A 16132-nucleotide genomic window follows, 5' to 3' on the forward strand; every position below is an offset into this window, starting at 1 on the left:
ACAGCCTGGTCAGAGCGACGAGATGAGCCGCTCCACCCGCTCGTCCACCGCGCGGAACGGGTCCTTGCACAGCACGGTGCGCTGCGCCTGGTCGTTCAGCTTCAGGTGCACCCAGTCGACGGTGAAGTCACGTCCGGCGGCCTGGGCCGCCGCGATGAAGTCACCGCGCAGCTTCGCCCGCGTGGTCTGCGGCGGCGTGTCCTTCGCGGCCTCGATCTCGCCGTCGTCGGTCACGCGCTCGACCTGGCCCTTGCGCTGCAGCAGGTCGAACACGCCGCGGCCGCGCCGGATGTCGTGGTAGGCGAGGTCGAGCTGGGCGATGCGCGGGTTCGACAGGTCCATGTTGTGCTTGGCCATGTACCGCTCCATCAGGCGGTTCTTGATGGCCCAGTCGATCTCGCGGTCGATCTTCGTGAGGTCCTGCGACTCGACGGCGTCCAGCGTGCGGCCCCACAGCTCGATCACGCGCTGCGCCATCGGGTCCGGCGAGCGCTTGGCCGTGTGCTCGACGGCCTTCTCGTAGTACTCGCGCTGGATGTCGAGCGCGGAGGCCTCCTTGCCGCCCGCCAGGCGCACCGTGCGGCGGCCGGTCAGGTCGTGGGAGATCTCGCGGATGGCTCGGATGGGGTTGTCCAGGGAGAAGTCGCGGAACTGGACGCCCTGCTCGATCATCTCGAGCACGAGGTTCGCGCTGCCGACCTTGAGCAGCGTCGTCACCTCGGACATGTTCGAGTCGCCGACGATGACGTGCAGGCGCCGGTAGCGCTCGGCGTCGGCGTGCGGCTCGTCGCGGGTGTTGATGATCGGGCGGGAACGCGTGGTCGCGGACGACACACCCTCCCAGATGTGCTCGGCGCGCTGCGAGAGGCAGTACACGGCGCCGCGCGGGGTCTGCAGGACCTTGCCGGCGCCGCAGATCAGCTGGCGGGTGACCAGGAACGGCAGCAGCACGTCCGCGATGCGGGAGAACTCGCCGGCCCGTGCGACCAGGTAGTTCTCGTGGCAGCCGTAGGAGTTGCCCGCAGAGTCGGTGTTGTTCTTGAACAGGAAGATGTCGCCGCCGATGCCCTCGTCGGCCAGTCTGCGCTCGGCGTCGACGAGCAGGTCCTCGAGGATCCGCTCACCCGCCTTGTCGTGCGTGACCAGCTGGGCCAGGTCGTCGCACTCGGCCGTGGCGTACTCCGGGTGTGAGCCGACGTCGAGGTAGAGCCGAGAACCGTTGCGCAGGAAGACGTTCGAGGAACGCCCCCACGACACGACCCGACGGAACAAGTACCGCGCGACCTCGTCCGGGGAGAGACGCCGCTGCCCGTGGAAGGTGCAGGTCACCCCGAACTCTGTCTCAATGCCGAAGATCCGCCGCTGCATCCCTCAACAGTAGGCGACTTCCGGCCGCACGCGGGTGATCCGTTCGGGCGGCACGCCGGTTGCGGTTTAGTGTCGGTGGGGTGTGGAAACGGGTCAGCGCTCTCGACAAGAAGCTCATGAGCTCCTCTGCCGGACTGCCTCCGAGCAGGCTCGACAGGGGTTTGAAGAGGCTTTCCAAAGCCGCCAACCACAGTCTGCTGTGGTTCGTCGTGGCGGCAATTCTGGCAACGGGGAAGGGATCGTTCCGGCGCGGCGCGCTACGGGGTGTCGCGGCCATTGCCGGGGCCTCTGCCAGCGCGAACCTCGTCGGGAAGTCACTTTTTCCGCGACGCAGGCCAGCCGCGGATCTGATCGCGGTGGAACGTCGCCTGTCCAAACGGCCGACCTCGTCGTCATTCCCGTCGGGGCACTCCGCGTCCGCCGCCGCTTTCGCCACGGCGGTCGCCATGGAATCCCCCAAAGCAGGCGCGGTGGTGGCACCGATCGCGGCCGCCGTGGCTTATTCACGCGTCCACACAGGCGTGCATTGGCCGACTGACGTCGCGGCCGGCGCGGCGGTCGGCGTCGGGGCCGCGATGCTGACGCGCCGGTGGTGGCCGCTCGGGTTGAACGAGCCCGCGTCGGCCTACGAGCACGCCGACCTGACGTCGTTGCAGGAGGGCGACGGGCTGGTCGTGGTGGTGAACCCGCACTCGGGAATCGGGCCGGACCCGACGCCGCAGATCACCGAGGAGTGGCCGAAGGCCCAGGTCGTGACGATCGACGAGCTGGACTCGCTGCCGGACGCGAAAGCGCTGGGTGTGGCCGGTGGCGACGGGACGGTGGCCGCCGTGGCCGCCATCGCGGCCGAACGAGATCTGCCGCTCGTGCTCATCCCGTCCGGCACGTTGAACCACTTCGCGCGCGACGTCGGCATCACCGGCCTGCACGACACGGCTCAGGCGGTGGCGGACGGCGTGGGCGTGCGGGTGGACCTCGCGCAGGTCAACGGCCAGTGGTTCGTGAACACGGCGTCGCTGGGCGGCTACCCCGACATGGTGCGGATCCGCGAGAAGCTGCAGAAGCGCTGGGGCAAGTGGCCGGCGGCGGCGATAGCGCTGGGCCGGGTGTTGCAGCGCGCGCGTCCGTTGGAGATGACCATCGACGGCGACAAGCACCTCGTGTGGTTGTTGTTCGTGGGCAACGGGCCGTATCGACCCAAGGGGTTCGCACCGACGATGCGTCCGCGTCTGAACGATGGACTGCTCGACGTCCGGTACGTCCGTGCGGATCGCCGGTTCTCACGGACCAGGTTCTTCCTGGGCGCCCTGCTCGGGGCGTTGGAGCACTCACGGACGTACACACACCTTGAGGTCGGGTCGTTGAACGTGAAGGTGCACGGTGCGCCCGTGTCCATCGCAACGGACGGAGAGGTGCGCGAGAGAGACACGCAGTTCCTCTTCCGCTCCCGAGCCGCCGCCCTAGGCATCTACCGCCCTTGAGTTCACGCGGGGCCCCCGCGTCCTTCAGAAGAGTACGTAGGGTCCCCGCGTGAACTTCAGTGTTCGACATTGTCGAACGTTCGCAGCTAGAGTGCGTGCTGTGCCCGGACCCATTCAGTCCATCCAGCGCGCGGCGGAGGTCCTCAAGCTGCTCGCCCACGGCGGCGCGCACCAGCTGAGCGTCGGCGAGATCGCCCGCGCCCTCGACCTCGCGAAACCGACGGCGCACGGCATCCTGCGGACGTTGCAGGAGGTCGGGTTCGTCGAGCAGGAGGTGGAGGGCGGCAAGTACCGCCTCGGCGCCGCCCTGTTCCAGATCGGCACCTCCTACCTCGACGGCAACGAGCTGCGCGCGAAGGCGTTGAACTGGTCGGACACGCTGGCGATGCGTGCGCGCGAGGCGGTGCGCATCGGCGTGATGCACGGCAAACACGTGCTCGTCGTGCATCACGTGTTCCGGCCGGACAACAGCCGGCAGACGCTCGACACCGGCGCGCTGCTGCCGTGGCACGCGACCGCACTGGGCAAGGCGCTGGTGGCGTTCGGCGAGTGGCCCGACGGCGATCTTCAGCGGTTCACCCGGCACACGCTCAACCCCGACGAGCTGGCCGTCGCCATGAACGAGGTCCGCGACCGCGACTGGGCCTACGACCTGCACGAACTCGTCGAGGGCGAGGCGTCGGTCGCCGCGCCGATCCGCGACAGGCGCGGTGTGGTCGTCGGCGCGATCGGGATCTCCGGGCCCGTCGAGCGGCTGTGCGACTCCCCCGACCAGCCGCCGCGCCTCGAGCTCGTCTCGTACGTACGTGAGGCAGCTCGCAGTGTCTCCAGGGAGCTGGGTGGCCTCTCCTGGTAGTAGTGTGAGACCGTTCGACATTGTCGAATGGTTCACACAGAGGAGTGTGCACGTGGGCTACATCGCGGCGATCGACCAGGGCACGACGTCGTCCCGGTGCATCGTGTTCGACCGGTCCGGCGGGATCGTGTCGGTCGCTCAGCGCGAGCACCGGCAGATCTTCCCCAAGCCCGGCCTGGTGGAGCACGACGCGACCGAGATCTGGACGAACGTGCAGGCCGTCGTGCGCGACGCCCTCCAGCAGGCCTCGCTGACCTACGCCGACATCGCCGCGTTCGGGATCACCAACCAGCGCGAAACGACGGTCGTGTGGGACAAGGCGACCGGCGAGCCCGTCCACAACGCGATCGTCTGGCAGGACACGCGCACGGACGCGTTGATCAAGCAGCTCGGCGACCAGGACAGGTTCCGCGAGCGCTCCGGCCTGCCGCTCGCGACGTACTTCTCCGGTCCGAAGCTGCGGTGGCTGCTCGACAACGTCGAGGGCCTGCGCGCACGGGCCGAACGCGGCGAGGTCCTGTTCGGCACCATGGACACCTGGCTGATCTGGAACCTGACCGGCCGCCACGTCACCGACGTGACCAACGCGTCGCGCACCATGCTGATGAACCTGGAGACCCTGGACTGGGACCCGGAGCTGGTGGCCGCGATGGACGTCCCGCGCGAGATGCTCCCCGAGATCCGGTCCTCCTCCGAGGTCTACGGCACCCACGAGGGTGTGCCGGTCGCGTCGGCGCTCGGCGACCAGCAGGCGGCGCTGTTCGGCCAGACCTGCTTCGCGCCCGGCGAGGGCAAGTGCACGTACGGCACGGGCGCGTTCCTGCTGATCAACACCGGTGACAAGCCGGTGCACTCGCAGAACGGCCTGCTGACCACCGTCGGTTACAAGATCGGCGACGAGCCGGCCGCGTACGCGCTGGAGGGCGCGATCGCGGTGACCGGCGCGCTGGTGCAGTGGTTCCGCGACAAGGTCGGGCTGATCTCGTCGGCCGCGGAGATCGAGACGCTGGCCCGCACGGTCGACGACAACGGCGGCGCGTACTTCGTGCCCGCGTTCTCCGGACTCTTCGCACCGCACTGGCGCAGTGACGCGCGCGGCGTGATCGCCGGCCTGACGGGCTACATCTCGCGCGGACACCTCGCACGGGCCGTGCTGGAGGCATCGGCGTGGCAGACCAAAGAGGTCGTGGACGCCATGAACGCCGACAGCGGTGTTGACCTCACGACGTTGCGGGTCGACGGCGGGATGACCGCCAACAACCTGCTCATGCAGTTCCTGGCGGACGTGCTCGACGTGCCGGTGGTGCGCCCGATCGTGGCCGAGACGACGTGCCTCGGCGCGGCGTACGCGGCCGGGCTCGCGGTGGGCTACTGGCCGGACACGGACGCGTTGAAGGCGAACTGGCACAAGGCGGCCGAGTGGGAGCCGTCGATGGAACCGGCCGCCCGCGACAAGGGCTACCGGAAGTGGAAGAAGGCGGTCGAGCGGACCGTCGGGTGGATGGACGAGGACGATGACTGACCTGACACAGCGGGAACGGGCTCGCGAAGAGCTCCAGCACGGCAAGTTCGACGTCGTCGTGATCGGCGGCGGCATCCTGGGCATCGCGACCACGTGGGCCGCGGCCCGCTCCGGCCTGCGGGTCGCCCTGGTCGAGAGCGGTGACTTCGCGGGCGCCACCTCGTCCGCGTCGTCGAAGCTCGTGCACGGCGGCCTGCGCTACCTCGCGATGGGCCCGTCGGCCGTGCCGATGGTGCACGAGAACCACAAGGAGCGCCGCGCCCTGGGCGACCGCCTGGCCCCGCACCTGGTGCGCCCGCTGCCGTTCCTCGTCCCCGTCTACAAGGGAGGCCCGCACAGCCGTTTCGTGCTGGGTGCGGGCGTGACGCTGTACTCCGCGCTGTCGGGCTTCGGCGACGGCATGGGGAAGGTGCTGTCGGCGCGCAGGGCTGTTGAATGGGTGCCTGACCTGCGCGCCGACGGTTTGCGCGGTGCCGCGATGTACTACGACCACCAGATGAACGACAGCCGCGTGGCGATCACCGCCGCGCGCGCCGCCGCCGAGGCCGGTGCCGTGCTGCTCAACCACATCTCGGTCGTGGGCCTGCGCAAGACCGGTGAGAAGGTGACGGGCGTCGACCTGCGCGACGAGCAGGGCGAGTTCGGCGTGGACGCGCGCGTCGTCGTGAACGCGACCGGCCCGTGGCTGGACGTGTTGCGGCGCATGGAGGACCCCGCCGCCGCGCCGTCGATCCGCCTGTCCAAGGGCTCGCACCTGGTGCTGCGGACGTCGTCGGAGTGGAAGGCCGCGCTGACGATCCCGGTCGACGACGTGCGCGTGTCGTTCGCGATCCCGTGGGAGGGCCACCTCCTCCTCGGCACCACCGACGAGGCGTACGACGACGACCCGGCCAAGGTCGCCTGCACCGACGCCGACGTCGACCAGATCCTGGGCGAGGCGGGCGTCGCGGTGTCCGGCCTGGACCGTTCGCGCATCGCGTACACGTTCGCGGGCCTGAGGGTGCTCCCCGGAGGCCCCGGCGACACCTCGCACGCCAAGCGCGAGACGGTGATCACCGCGGGCTCCGGCGGCATGATCAGCGTGGCCGGCGGCAAGTGGACGACGTTCCGCAAGATCGGCGCCACCGTGCTGGAGCGGGTCAACTCCGAGCTCGGCCGCACGTTCGACGGCCCGCTGGACGGCGTGGCGCTGCCCGGTTCCGCCCAGCCCACCACCGTCGGCGACGTGCTGCACACCGCCTGGGACGCGCTGCCCGACGACGTGGTGCGCCACCTCGCCACGCACTACGGCACGACGTCGCACGAGGTAGTCGCGCTGGGCCTGGAGAACCCGGCCCTGCTGGAGCGCGTCCACCCGGACGGCCCGGACATCTGGGCGCAGGTCGAGCACGCCCGCCGCACCGAGTGGGCGTCCGAAGTGGACGATGTACTTCGCCGTCGCACCACGGTGATGGTGCGCGGTCTCGACTCGCCCGAGGTGCGCACGCGGGTGTCGGAGCTGCTGGCTTCCTAGAGGGCCATCGCGCGTTCCACGAGGTACTCGGCCAGTTCGGGTGCCGAGTGGAACGCGCTGCGCACGGCCAGTGTCCCGTCGCAGCCCAGCACGACCTCTTCCCGCGACACCACGCGGTGTTCCAGCCGCAGCCCCTCCAGATAGGCCTCGATGATCGCCTCCCGCACAGGCGGCAGGTCCGCGACCGCCATCCGCCCGGCCTGCGCGAGTCCCACGAGCAGCTGACCGAGGTCCGCGCCGACCGGGTTCGGGCACTGCCAGGCCACGTCGATCACCACGAACGACTCGGGCTCGTCCGCGGGCACGAGCAGGTTCTGCGGGCACGCGTCGTTGTGCCCGTTCGCCTGCGGCAAGGCCTCCAGCCGTGCCAGCAGTTCCGGCATTCGCGTGGCCAACGGCGAGCAGTCCGGCCGCAGGAACGCGTCCCGCACCAGCCTTCCCTCGTACAGCACCCGCAGCGCCCTGCCCGGCGGGCCGCCGAACCTGCGTCCCGCCCACCGGCCGAGTGCCAGCGCGGCCCGCCGGAACCGGGGCAGGTCCCACGACACGTCCGCGACCGCGACGTCCTCCAGCCACAACGCGATCCGGTCGCCCAAGTCGTCCACCCGCACGACCCGCGGCCGGCGCATCCCGGGCGGCAGCTCGAAGTCCGACAACAGGAAGTCCGCCTCGTCGCGCCACGGGAACTCCCCGACCACCTCCGCCAGGTCGGCGGGAATCCGGGGTTTGCGCAGGACCTTCACGAAGACCGACTCTCCAGGCGTCACGACCCGGTAGAGCGCGGCCGTGGTCACGGCGATCGGCCGGAACGCGATCGGGACCACGCGGGTCAGCGGTACGGGTCGGTGATCTCGCCCAGCTTCTCCAGCGCCTCGCGCAGCTGGGCCATGCGGCGCTTGCCGATGTGTCGTTCCCATTCCGCCTCGATTCTCGCGATCTCCGCCTCGGCGACGGGCGCGGCACCCTTGGCCTTCTCGGTGACGCACACCAGGCGCGCCCTGCCGTCCGTCGGATCCGGCAGCCGTTCCACGTACCCGGCCTTCTCCAGCTGGTCGACCAGGAACCCGGCGGTCTGCTTGGTCACCTGGGCCGCTTCGGCGAGCTCGGTCAGCCGCGTGCCGTCCGGCCCGATCCGTTGCAGGAGACGGGCCTGAGCGAGGGTCACGTCGTATCCGGCCTCGGTGATCACCGACATGATCCGGTTCTCCAGCTCCCGGTACGGGATGTAGAGCAGCAGCCCGATGTTCACCCAGGACTCCTCTTGTTTTTAGTCAGAGACTCTGATTAAAGTAGTCAGCCTCTCGAACTAAATCAAGGGGATGGTGACGATGGACGAGACCGCGATGTGGCAGACGATCGACTCCGAACGCGCGGCGACCGCGGACCTGCTCGCCGGGCTCACCGACGTCGAGTGGACCTACCCGTCGCTGTGCGAGGGGTGGACCGTGCGCGAGGTCGCCGCGCACCTCTCTTTTGCGGACCGCGTCGGCGTGGGCACGGCGTTCAAGGCCTTCGTCCGGGCTCGCGGCAGCTTCAACCGCATGGTCGACCAGACCGCCCGTGCCGAGGCGCGCAGACCGACGGCGGAGATCGTCGCGAACGTGCGCGGCGCGGTCGAGCACCACCGGCTCGCGCCCGGTCAGACCCTCAAGAACGCCCTGATGGACATCATGGTCCACACGCAGGACATCACCCTGCCGCTCGGCATCGAGCGTCACATGCCGATCGACGCCGCCGTCGTCGCGGCGGAGGACCTGTGGCGGATGGGGTTCCCGTTCCACGCGCGGCGCAGGCTCGCCGGGCACCGGCTCGTCGCCACCGACGCCGACTGGTCCGCCGGCGAGGGCACCGAGGTCAGCGGCCCGATCGAGGCGCTGGTCATGCTGCTGGCCGGCCGCACCGCGACCATCCCGCGGCTCACCGGCATCAAGGTCTGAGCTCGCGCACCACCCGCCGGCACACGTGCACGCGCTCGAACCGTTGGCGCATCTCGGTTTCTCGCTCGATCCTGGCGCGCAGCACCGCCCCGACGGGCTCCAGCCCGTACTTGGCGCTCAGCACCGTGCCCACCTCGGCGGCTGACGCGTGCACCTGCACGTAGCTGTCCTGCTCCACAAAACCGTTGCGCGCGAACCACCCCAGCGCTTCCTCTCGAACGCACGCGTCGAGCGAGCGCACCCCGCACCGCTCCAGCCGCCGCACGGCTTCCGCGAGCAACGCCGTCGCGATCCCCCGCCGCCGGCAGTCCGGATGCACCACCACGGTGTCGATGGTCGCCTCCGCGCCGGGCACCGAGATGTCCAGCACTCCCACCACGTCGCCGTCGACCGCGACGAGCTCCAGGTCGGCACGACGTTTGACCGGCCAGACGTCGTCGTAGTGAGTGGTCCGCAGCAATCCGAGAACCCGGCACCGCAGCCACGACGCCTCGTCGGTGGCCTCGTAGTCGCGGACCTCCGCCTGCGAGGCGAGCACAGCGGGCACCTCAGGTCTGCCAGAAGTCCCCAGCAAGCTCAGTCTCCCGGTTCTCCCCCGCACGGCGCCGCTCACGATCCCCCACCCCGCTTCCGCAGCCTCCGCCGTCAAGGGTTCCTGATGTCAGGCCAGCTCGCACGCAGGTTCGGCCGTCACCGTTTGCCAGGAACATACTCAGTATGCATACTCGGTAGGCATGTCGGTCAAACACGGTCTGCTCGCGTTGCTCGAGCGCGGACCCATGTACGGCTACCAGCTGCGGGCGGCGTTCGACTCGGCCACCGGCGGCACGTGGCCGTTGAACATCGGACAGGTCTACACGACGTTGTCACGCCTGGAGCGGGACGACCTGGTCGCCGCGCTGCCCGAGAACGACGGCCAGCGCCCCTACGAGATCACCGGCCACGGCCGCGACGAGCTCAAGAAGTGGTTCGCCACGCCCGTCCAGCGCGGCGACCGGCCGCGCGACGAGGTGGCGATCAAGCTCGCCCTCGCGATCACCACTCCCGGCGTCGACGTCGCCAAGGTCGTGATGACCCAGCGCACGGCCACGATGCGCACGCTGCAGGAGTACACGCGGCTCAAGACCCAGCCCGGCGACCTGCCGTGGCTGCTCGTGCTCGACGCGATGATCTTCCAGGCCGAGGCGGAGCTGCGCTGGCTCGACCACTGCGAGGCGAGCCTGCTGCGCTACGAGCCGCAGGCCCTTCCCCAGACGGCGGACGTCGAGGTGCCGCGATGACCGTCCTCGAACTGCGCGGCGTGCACCGCGTCCACGGCACCGGCGAGACGGCGGTCAACGCCCTCGACGACGTCTCGCTCACCGTCGAACCCGGCGAGCTCGTCGCCGTGATGGGCCCGTCCGGCTCCGGCAAGTCGACGTTGCTGAACCTCGCCGGCGGCCTCGACAGCCCGACCAGCGGCCAGGTCCTCGTCGACGGCACGAGCCTGCAGTCGTTGTCCCGCAAGCAGCTCGCCGCGTGGCGCCGCAAGCGGATCGGTTACGTCTTCCAGAACCTCAACCTGATCGCGAGCCTCACCGCCGCGGAGAACGTCGCGCTCCCCCTCGACCTCGACGGCGTGCGCGGGTCCCGCAAGCAGGCCGAGCAGGCACTGTCCGAAGTGGACCTCGACGGCTACGCGGACCGCTTTCCCGACGAGATGTCCGGCGGCCAGCAGCAACGCGTCGCCATCGCCCGTGCCCTGATCGGCGAGCGCCGCCTCGTCCTCGCCGACGAACCGACCGGCGCCCTCGACTCCCGCACCGGCGAGACGGTGCTGCGCCTGCTCCGCTCCAAAGTGGACGCCGGAGCCGCCGCCGTCCTCGTGACGCACGACGCCCGGCACGCCGCCTGGGCGGACCGCGTGGTCTTCCTGCGCGACGGCGTCGTGGTCGACGTGTCGGAGCGCGACCACCCAGAACAACTGCTGAGCACGCCGTGAACGGCTGGCGCGCAGCACTGCGCATCGCCTGGCGCGAGGCCCTCAAATCCCGCGGTCGCTCGGCGCTCGTCGTGGCCCTGATCCTGATCCCGGTGGCCGCGTTGTCGTTCGCGGCCATCGTCTACGACTCGACCGAACTGACCCCCGACGAGGACGCCTCCCGCCACATGGGCGCCGCCGAAGCACTGGTCAGGTGGCCCACGGGCGCCCCGGTCATCCAGCAGCCCAACCAGCTCCTGGGCATCCCCGCGGGCAAGGAAACGGGCCCGCCACCGTCAGAAGAACGCCTGAAGGCCCTGCTGCCAGGCTCCCAGCTCCTCCCAGTCCAGCGCGCCGACGTCACCGTCCGCACCACTGCGGGCGCTGGCCGCTTCGAGGCCCGCCTGCTCGACCTGACCAACCCGCTCACCACCGGCACGGTCACCGTGCTGGAGGGCCGCCCCGCCACGAACCCCACCGAAGTCGCGTTGTCCCGCAAGGCGATGGACCGCACCGGCACGAAGCTGGGCGGCACGATCACCACGGAGACCGGCCGCACCTTCACCGTCGTGGGCCTGGTCGAGGAACCCGGCGGCCTCGAGAACACCACGATGGTCACCCTGCCCGGCGCGTTCCCCGACGCCGACCAGGCCTGGCTCGTGAGCACCCCGCTCGACTGGGCGAAGGTCAAGGAGCTCAACAAACAGGGCATCGTCGCGCTGTCCCGCACAGTCCTGCGCACCCTGCCACCGCCCTCCGAACGCTATCCGCAACTCGAAGGCACCAACGAACTCCGCGCCGACGTCCTGGCCCTCATCGCGGGCTTGGCCGTCCTGGAAATGACCCTCCTGGCAGGCTCAGCCCTCGCCGTGGGCGCCCGCCGCCGCAAACGCGACCTCGCCCTCGTCGCCGCGGTGGGCGGCGCCCCGTCCCACGTCCGCCGCATAGTCCTGGCAGACGGCGTGGTCCTCGGCACCCTGGCCGCCCTCGGCGGCGTAGCCCTGGGCACGCTCACCGCTCTCCTCAGCCGCCCGCTGATCGAGTCGGCCATCGAGGAACGCTACGGCGCCCAACGCTTCTACCCCACGGCCCTGGCCGCCCTCGCCCTGCTGGCCGTGATCACCGGCCTGCTGGCAGCCCTGGTCCCGGCCTGGATCTCCTCCCGCCAGGACGTGGTGACCGCACTGGCGGGCCGCAGAGGCATCACCCGCTCCCGCCGACGCTGGCTGGTCCTGGGCCTGACCCTCATCGCGGCAGGCGTGGCCACCGGCATCCTCACCGCGATCCGAATGGAGATCGCCGGCATCCTCATCGCCCTGATCCTCACCGAACTGGGCCTGGTCCTCTGCACCCCGGCCCTGCTGGGCCTGCTGGCCAAAGCGGGACGATGGCTCCCGGTCCCCTTGCGCATAGCCCTGCGCGACGCCTCGCGCAACAGAACCGCCGCAGCCCCAGCCATCTCAGCCGTCATGACGGCAGTGATCGGCGCCGTGACCGTGAGCGTCATGCTGACCTCCCAAGCAGAACAGGAAGCCGGCCAACTGGCGGGCACCCTCGGCGACGTGACGGTCCACCAACGAGGCGGCCCGGGCACCACCCCCACCACCTCGATCCCCACCGAGGTGGCCACCGCCATCCGCAACACCATGCCCACCAGGGAAGTCCACGAACTCAAACTCCTGTCCTGCCCCGGCGGCCCCTGCCTGGCCCACATCCGCCCACCAGCAGACAGGGAGTGCCCCTACTCCCAGGACGTCCTGAACCGAGCCCCCACCACCGCAGAAGAACAAGCGGCCCTGAAAGACCCCCTCTGCACCAACGTGGGCCGCTCCCACCGCTACTTCAACAGCTTCACCACCCCCAACGGCTTCCTCGTGATCGCCACCCCGGAAGCCGCCACATCCCTCTTCCACCTGGCACCACAGGACACAGCCCCAGCCGAAGCGGCCCTGCGCGAGGGCAAGGTGGTCGTCAACGACCCCACCCAGATCTCCAACGGCCAGGCCCTGATCGCCACCGGCGCCCAAGCCACCACAACCCCGGCCAAAGCCCACGCGGTGCCCCCGACATCAGCCCCACTGGCCGTGATGACCGAGGACACCGCCAATTCCCTGGGCTTCGACATCACAGCCTTCACGATCTACGCCCCGACCACCCGCATGCCCACCCAGGCAGAACAAGACGCCCTGACAGCAGCCCTGGGCACGGGCCAGTACGACGTGAACGTAACCCGCCCGACAGAATCAGAAGTACAGCGCTACCTGAGCATCCTGAGCCTGGTAGCAGGCCTGATCACCCTGGCAGCAGCCGCCCTGGCCACAGGCCTGGCAGCAGCCGACAGCCAAAAGGACCTCACCACCCTCGCCGCCGTAGGCGCCACCCCAACCCTGCGCAAACTCCTGTCCCTGTCCCAATCGGGCATGATCGCGGGCCTGGGAGGCCTGCTGGGCACAGCCGCAGGAATAGGCGCAGCCCTGGCCCTGCTGGCAGCACTGAACGTCGGCTACGCCACCCACTGGCCCCAACCACCCCAAAACCCGCTGACCGTCCCCTGGCAGAACACCCTGGTCCCACTACTGGTGATCCCAGCAGTGGCCATGCTCGGCGCAGCCCTCTTCACCCGATCCCGCCTACCAGTCGAACGCCGCGAATAGGCTGCAGCCGTGACCACCTTCGCGATAGTGCACGGCGCAGGCGACGTGGGTTGGTCGTGGCACCTGGTAGCCAACGCTCTGGAAGCCAAGGGCCACACCGTCGTAGCCCCAGACCTCCCCACCGAAGACGAGCAAAAGGACCTGACGGACTGGGCGTCGACAGTGACCGACGCCCTCCCGTCCACGTCAGACGTGGTGGTAGTGGGCCACTCCTTCGGAGGCTTCATCGCCCCACTGGTAGCAGCAGAGATCAACGCCAAAGCCCTGATCTTCGTAACGGCCATGCTCCCCGAACCAGGCGAGGCACCGGCCGACTGGTGGGAGAACACCGGCTACACCGACAGCGGCCTGGAAGACCAGTTCTGGCACGACGTCCCACCACACCTGGCCGAGGAGAGCCAAAAACGGGAACGAGGCATGTCAGAGGCGGCCATGGCAAAGCCGTGGCCCCTGGACACGATGCCCAACATCCCAACCCACTTCATCCTGTGCACAGAGGACCGCTTCTTCACACCAGAGTTCATACGCCCAGTAGTGGCAGACCGCCTGGGCGTGGAACCCGTAGAGCTGGCCGCAGGCCACTGCGCACAACTGAGCAAGCCAACAGAACTGGCAGCCCTGCTAGAGCTCTACGGAAAATAGGGCCGAGGCCGAAGGCGAGCCGACGCGAAGGCGAAGCCGAGCAGCACTTAGCGTGGGGTTCCGGTGGGTTGGTCCCGTCACGAGTCGTGCCACAGCTCTTGTCGCGCCCGAGGGGAGAGGTCAAGTCGCACGCTTTTCGCGACTTGACCTCTCCCCTCGGGTGTGACTCGCTCCTGGTACGGCTCGTGACGGGACCAACCCACCCGAACCGCACGCCCTACGCAACCGCAAGCCGCCCAAAGCACCAGGCGTGCCATCAACCCGCGTGCGGCGCTGGCCGGTCTTTGATCAGATTGGCGGGGTAAGGGCAGAGCCCCCAGCCTGAAACCGGCACCGAACACGGCGACGCAACCACCGCCAGCTCGAAACAGGAACGGGACACCGCAACCCCAACCACCCCACGGACACAAACCGGCAAACGCCAACGCACCAGGGAAGACAAACCCGACGCGCACAACCACAAAGCAAAGGGCCCCCGACCAAAAGCCGAGGGCCCCGCAACACTCAACCCCTACTCAGGACTCGTCCTCAGCCTCAGGCAACGAAACATCCTCCACCGGCTTACCACCCTTGGTCCCAGCCGGCATCAACGAATCCAACGCCGCCCCGGCAATCCGGCGGAACGCCCGCCGAGGCCGAGCCCTCTCCAACACCGCCACCTCCAACTTGGCAGCGGGCAACACCTCAGGCGACCCGTTCCCGGTGGACGGCGACCCAGCCGACAACGCCTTCACGGCAACCGGCACAGCATCAGCCAACGACAACCCGTCGGAGAACGACTCCTTCAGGGCAGTGTTGGCGGCGTCCACAGTGCCACCCATGACGATGTACTGCGGTTCGTCCACAATGGACCCGTCGTACGTCAACCGGTACAACGTGTCCGACTCCGCCGAGTCCCCGACCTCAGCCACGCAGATCTCCACCTCGAAGGGCTTGATCTGCTCGGTGAAGTAGGTGCCCAACGTGGTCGCGTAAACGTTGGCGAGCGAACGAGAAGTGACGTCCCGGGGGTCGTTCTGATACCCGCGCACATCAGCGAACCGGATACCGGCCTGCCGGAGGTTCTCGAACTCGCTGTACCGCCCCACGGCCGCGAAGCCGATGCGGTCGTAGATCTCCGAGACCTTGTGCAGCGTGCTGGACGGGTTTTCCGCGACGAACAGAATGCCGTCCGCGTACTTCAGCACGATGACGCTGCGACCCCTGGCGATGCCCTTGCGGGCGTACTCCGAGCGGTCGCGCATCACCTGCTCTGCCGATGCGTACAGCGGCATCGTCATGGGTGGTGCTCCTGACGTCGAACCGGTGGGGGACTCAGCCTGCGGGGCGGGACCGGCGGCCTTCGACGACCGCGTCGGCGATCGTCTGGACCTGCGACTCCGGTACCTCGACGGCGCCGTCGGCACCGTTGATCGTGACCACGACCGGGTAAAGGCGCCGGACCGGGTCCGGGCCGCCCGTCGCCGAGTCGTCGTCCGCGGCGTCGTAGAGCGCCTCGACGACCGCGCGGATGGCGGTGTCGACGTCCGCGTCGGGGTCGTAGAGCTTCTTGAGCGCCGACTTCGCGAAGAGCGAACCCGAGCCCACGGCCTGGTAGCCCTGCGACTCCTCGTAGCGGCCGCCGGTGACGTCGTAGGACACGATGCGGCCTGCGCGTTCGGGATCTGCGGCCGAGGTGTCGTACCCGGCGAACAGAGGCACCACGGCGAGGCCTGCCATGGCCGCGTCGAGGTTGCCCCTGATCATCGCCGAGAGGCGGTTCGCCTTGCCGTCGAGCGACAGCGGAACGCCCTCGATCTTCTCGTAGTGCCGCAGCTCGACCGCGTACAGCCGCACGATCTCGATCGCGATGCCCGCGGTGCCCGCGATGCCGACGGCCGAGTGGTCGTCGGTCACGAAGACCTTCTTCATGTCGCGCTGGGCGATGACGTTGCCCATCGTCGCGCGCCGGTCGCCGGCGATCACGACGCCACCCTTGTACGTGGCCGCGACGATCGTCGTCCCGTGCGGGGCCTGGACGGTCCCCTCCGGGAGCTTCCGGGCGCTAGGCAACATGTCGGGTGCCTGTGCCCGCAGGAAGTCCGTGAACGACGACGAGCCCGGCGTGAGGTACGCCGAAGGCAGCGCCGCGGCCGGGTAACGCCCGGTCGAGCTGTTGTCCATGTGTTGGTTGTTCTCCCGTCCCCGAAATGGTCAACA

15 protein-coding genes are annotated in these 16132 nt (G+C 69.3%); 9 read left to right on the forward strand and 6 right to left on the reverse strand.

Annotated elements, in window-relative coordinates; all coding sequences use genetic code 11:
- Positions 1-9: 9 nt before the first annotated feature.
- A complete protein-coding gene (gene pafA, locus AOM45_RS41440) occupies positions 10-1368 on the reverse strand; it encodes a Pup--protein ligase (protein WP_030471544.1) in 1359 nt (452 codons plus the stop codon).
- A gap of 116 nt (positions 1369-1484) precedes the next feature.
- Here pafA and AOM45_RS41445 point away from each other — a divergent pair, with 116 nt between their 5' ends.
- From AOM45_RS41445 to AOM45_RS41460, 4 genes are all read left to right on the forward strand, one after another.
- Positions 1485-2849 carry a bifunctional phosphatase PAP2/diacylglycerol kinase family protein gene (locus AOM45_RS41445; protein ID WP_051784362.1) on the forward strand — a complete coding sequence of 455 codons (1365 nt, stop codon included), beginning with the start codon at positions 1485-1487 and terminating at the stop codon, positions 2847-2849.
- A gap of 100 nt (positions 2850-2949) precedes the next feature.
- A complete protein-coding gene (locus AOM45_RS41450) occupies positions 2950-3705 on the forward strand; it encodes an IclR family transcriptional regulator (protein ID WP_030471542.1) in 756 nt (251 codons plus the stop codon).
- Positions 3706-3757: 52 nt separating this feature from the next.
- Positions 3758-5227, forward strand: a complete 1470-nt coding sequence (glpK, locus tag AOM45_RS41455; protein WP_308202635.1) for a glycerol kinase GlpK — start codon at positions 3758-3760, stop codon at positions 5225-5227.
- Positions 5220-6740 (forward strand): glycerol-3-phosphate dehydrogenase/oxidase, encoded by a 1521-nt coding sequence (locus tag AOM45_RS41460; protein WP_030471540.1) that lies wholly within the window; start codon positions 5220-5222, stop codon positions 6738-6740. Before glpK ends, AOM45_RS41460 begins: the two co-directional genes overlap by 8 nt.
- Here AOM45_RS41460 and AOM45_RS41465 read toward each other — a convergent pair.
- The gene (locus AOM45_RS41465) at positions 6737-7564 is read right to left on the reverse strand and encodes an aminoglycoside phosphotransferase family protein (RefSeq protein ID WP_030471539.1); all 828 of its coding nucleotides are present in this window, start codon (positions 7562-7564) and stop codon (positions 6737-6739) included. The genes AOM45_RS41460 and AOM45_RS41465 overlap by 4 nt on opposite strands.
- A gap of 5 nt (positions 7565-7569) precedes the next feature.
- Positions 7570-7989, reverse strand: a complete 420-nt coding sequence (locus AOM45_RS41470) for a MarR family winged helix-turn-helix transcriptional regulator (protein ID WP_030471538.1) — start codon at positions 7987-7989, stop codon at positions 7570-7572.
- A gap of 79 nt (positions 7990-8068) precedes the next feature.
- On the opposite strand from AOM45_RS41470, the gene AOM45_RS41475 reads away from it, so the two are divergent.
- Positions 8069-8677 carry a maleylpyruvate isomerase family mycothiol-dependent enzyme gene (locus tag AOM45_RS41475; protein WP_030471537.1) on the forward strand — a complete coding sequence of 203 codons (609 nt, stop codon included), beginning with the start codon at positions 8069-8071 and terminating at the stop codon, positions 8675-8677.
- Here the strand turns inward: AOM45_RS41475 and AOM45_RS41480 are convergent.
- Positions 8667-9215 carry a GNAT family N-acetyltransferase gene (locus tag AOM45_RS41480; protein ID WP_030471536.1) on the reverse strand — a complete coding sequence of 183 codons (549 nt, stop codon included), beginning with the start codon at positions 9213-9215 and terminating at the stop codon, positions 8667-8669. The two genes, AOM45_RS41475 and AOM45_RS41480, sit on opposite strands and share 11 nt — an antisense overlap.
- 196 nt (positions 9216-9411) lie before the next feature.
- On the opposite strand from AOM45_RS41480, the gene AOM45_RS41485 reads away from it, so the two are divergent.
- The 4 genes from AOM45_RS41485 to AOM45_RS41500 are packed head-to-tail and all read left to right on the forward strand — an operon-like array spanning position 9412 to position 13933.
- The gene (locus tag AOM45_RS41485) at positions 9412-9957 is read left to right on the forward strand and encodes a PadR family transcriptional regulator (RefSeq protein ID WP_030471535.1); all 546 of its coding nucleotides are present in this window, start codon (positions 9412-9414) and stop codon (positions 9955-9957) included.
- On the forward strand, positions 9954-10658 hold the full coding sequence (locus AOM45_RS41490; RefSeq protein ID WP_030471534.1) for an ABC transporter ATP-binding protein: 705 nt from the start codon (positions 9954-9956) through the stop codon (positions 10656-10658). Before AOM45_RS41485 ends, AOM45_RS41490 begins: the two co-directional genes overlap by 4 nt.
- Entirely contained in the window at positions 10655-13291 is a 2637-nt protein-coding gene (locus AOM45_RS41495; protein ID WP_030471533.1) for an ABC transporter permease, read from the forward strand. The genes AOM45_RS41490 and AOM45_RS41495 overlap by 4 nt, the downstream gene beginning before the upstream one ends.
- Before the next feature lie 9 nt (positions 13292-13300).
- Positions 13301-13933: an alpha/beta fold hydrolase gene (locus AOM45_RS41500; protein WP_059362965.1), complete on the forward strand. Its 633-nt coding sequence runs from the start codon at positions 13301-13303 to the stop codon at positions 13931-13933.
- A gap of 515 nt (positions 13934-14448) precedes the next feature.
- Here AOM45_RS41500 and prcA read toward each other — a convergent pair.
- On the reverse strand, positions 14449-15213 hold the full coding sequence (prcA, locus tag AOM45_RS41505; protein WP_030471531.1) for a proteasome subunit alpha: 765 nt from the start codon (positions 15211-15213) through the stop codon (positions 14449-14451).
- A gap of 34 nt (positions 15214-15247) precedes the next feature.
- Positions 15248-16096: a proteasome subunit beta gene (gene prcB / locus AOM45_RS41510; protein ID WP_030471530.1), complete on the reverse strand. Its 849-nt coding sequence runs from the start codon at positions 16094-16096 to the stop codon at positions 15248-15250.
- Positions 16097-16132 lie beyond the last annotated feature (36 nt).

This window comes from Lentzea aerocolonigenes (assembly GCF_000974445.1).
Taxonomy (GTDB): Bacteria; Actinomycetota; Actinomycetes; order Mycobacteriales; family Pseudonocardiaceae; genus Lentzea; species Lentzea aerocolonigenes.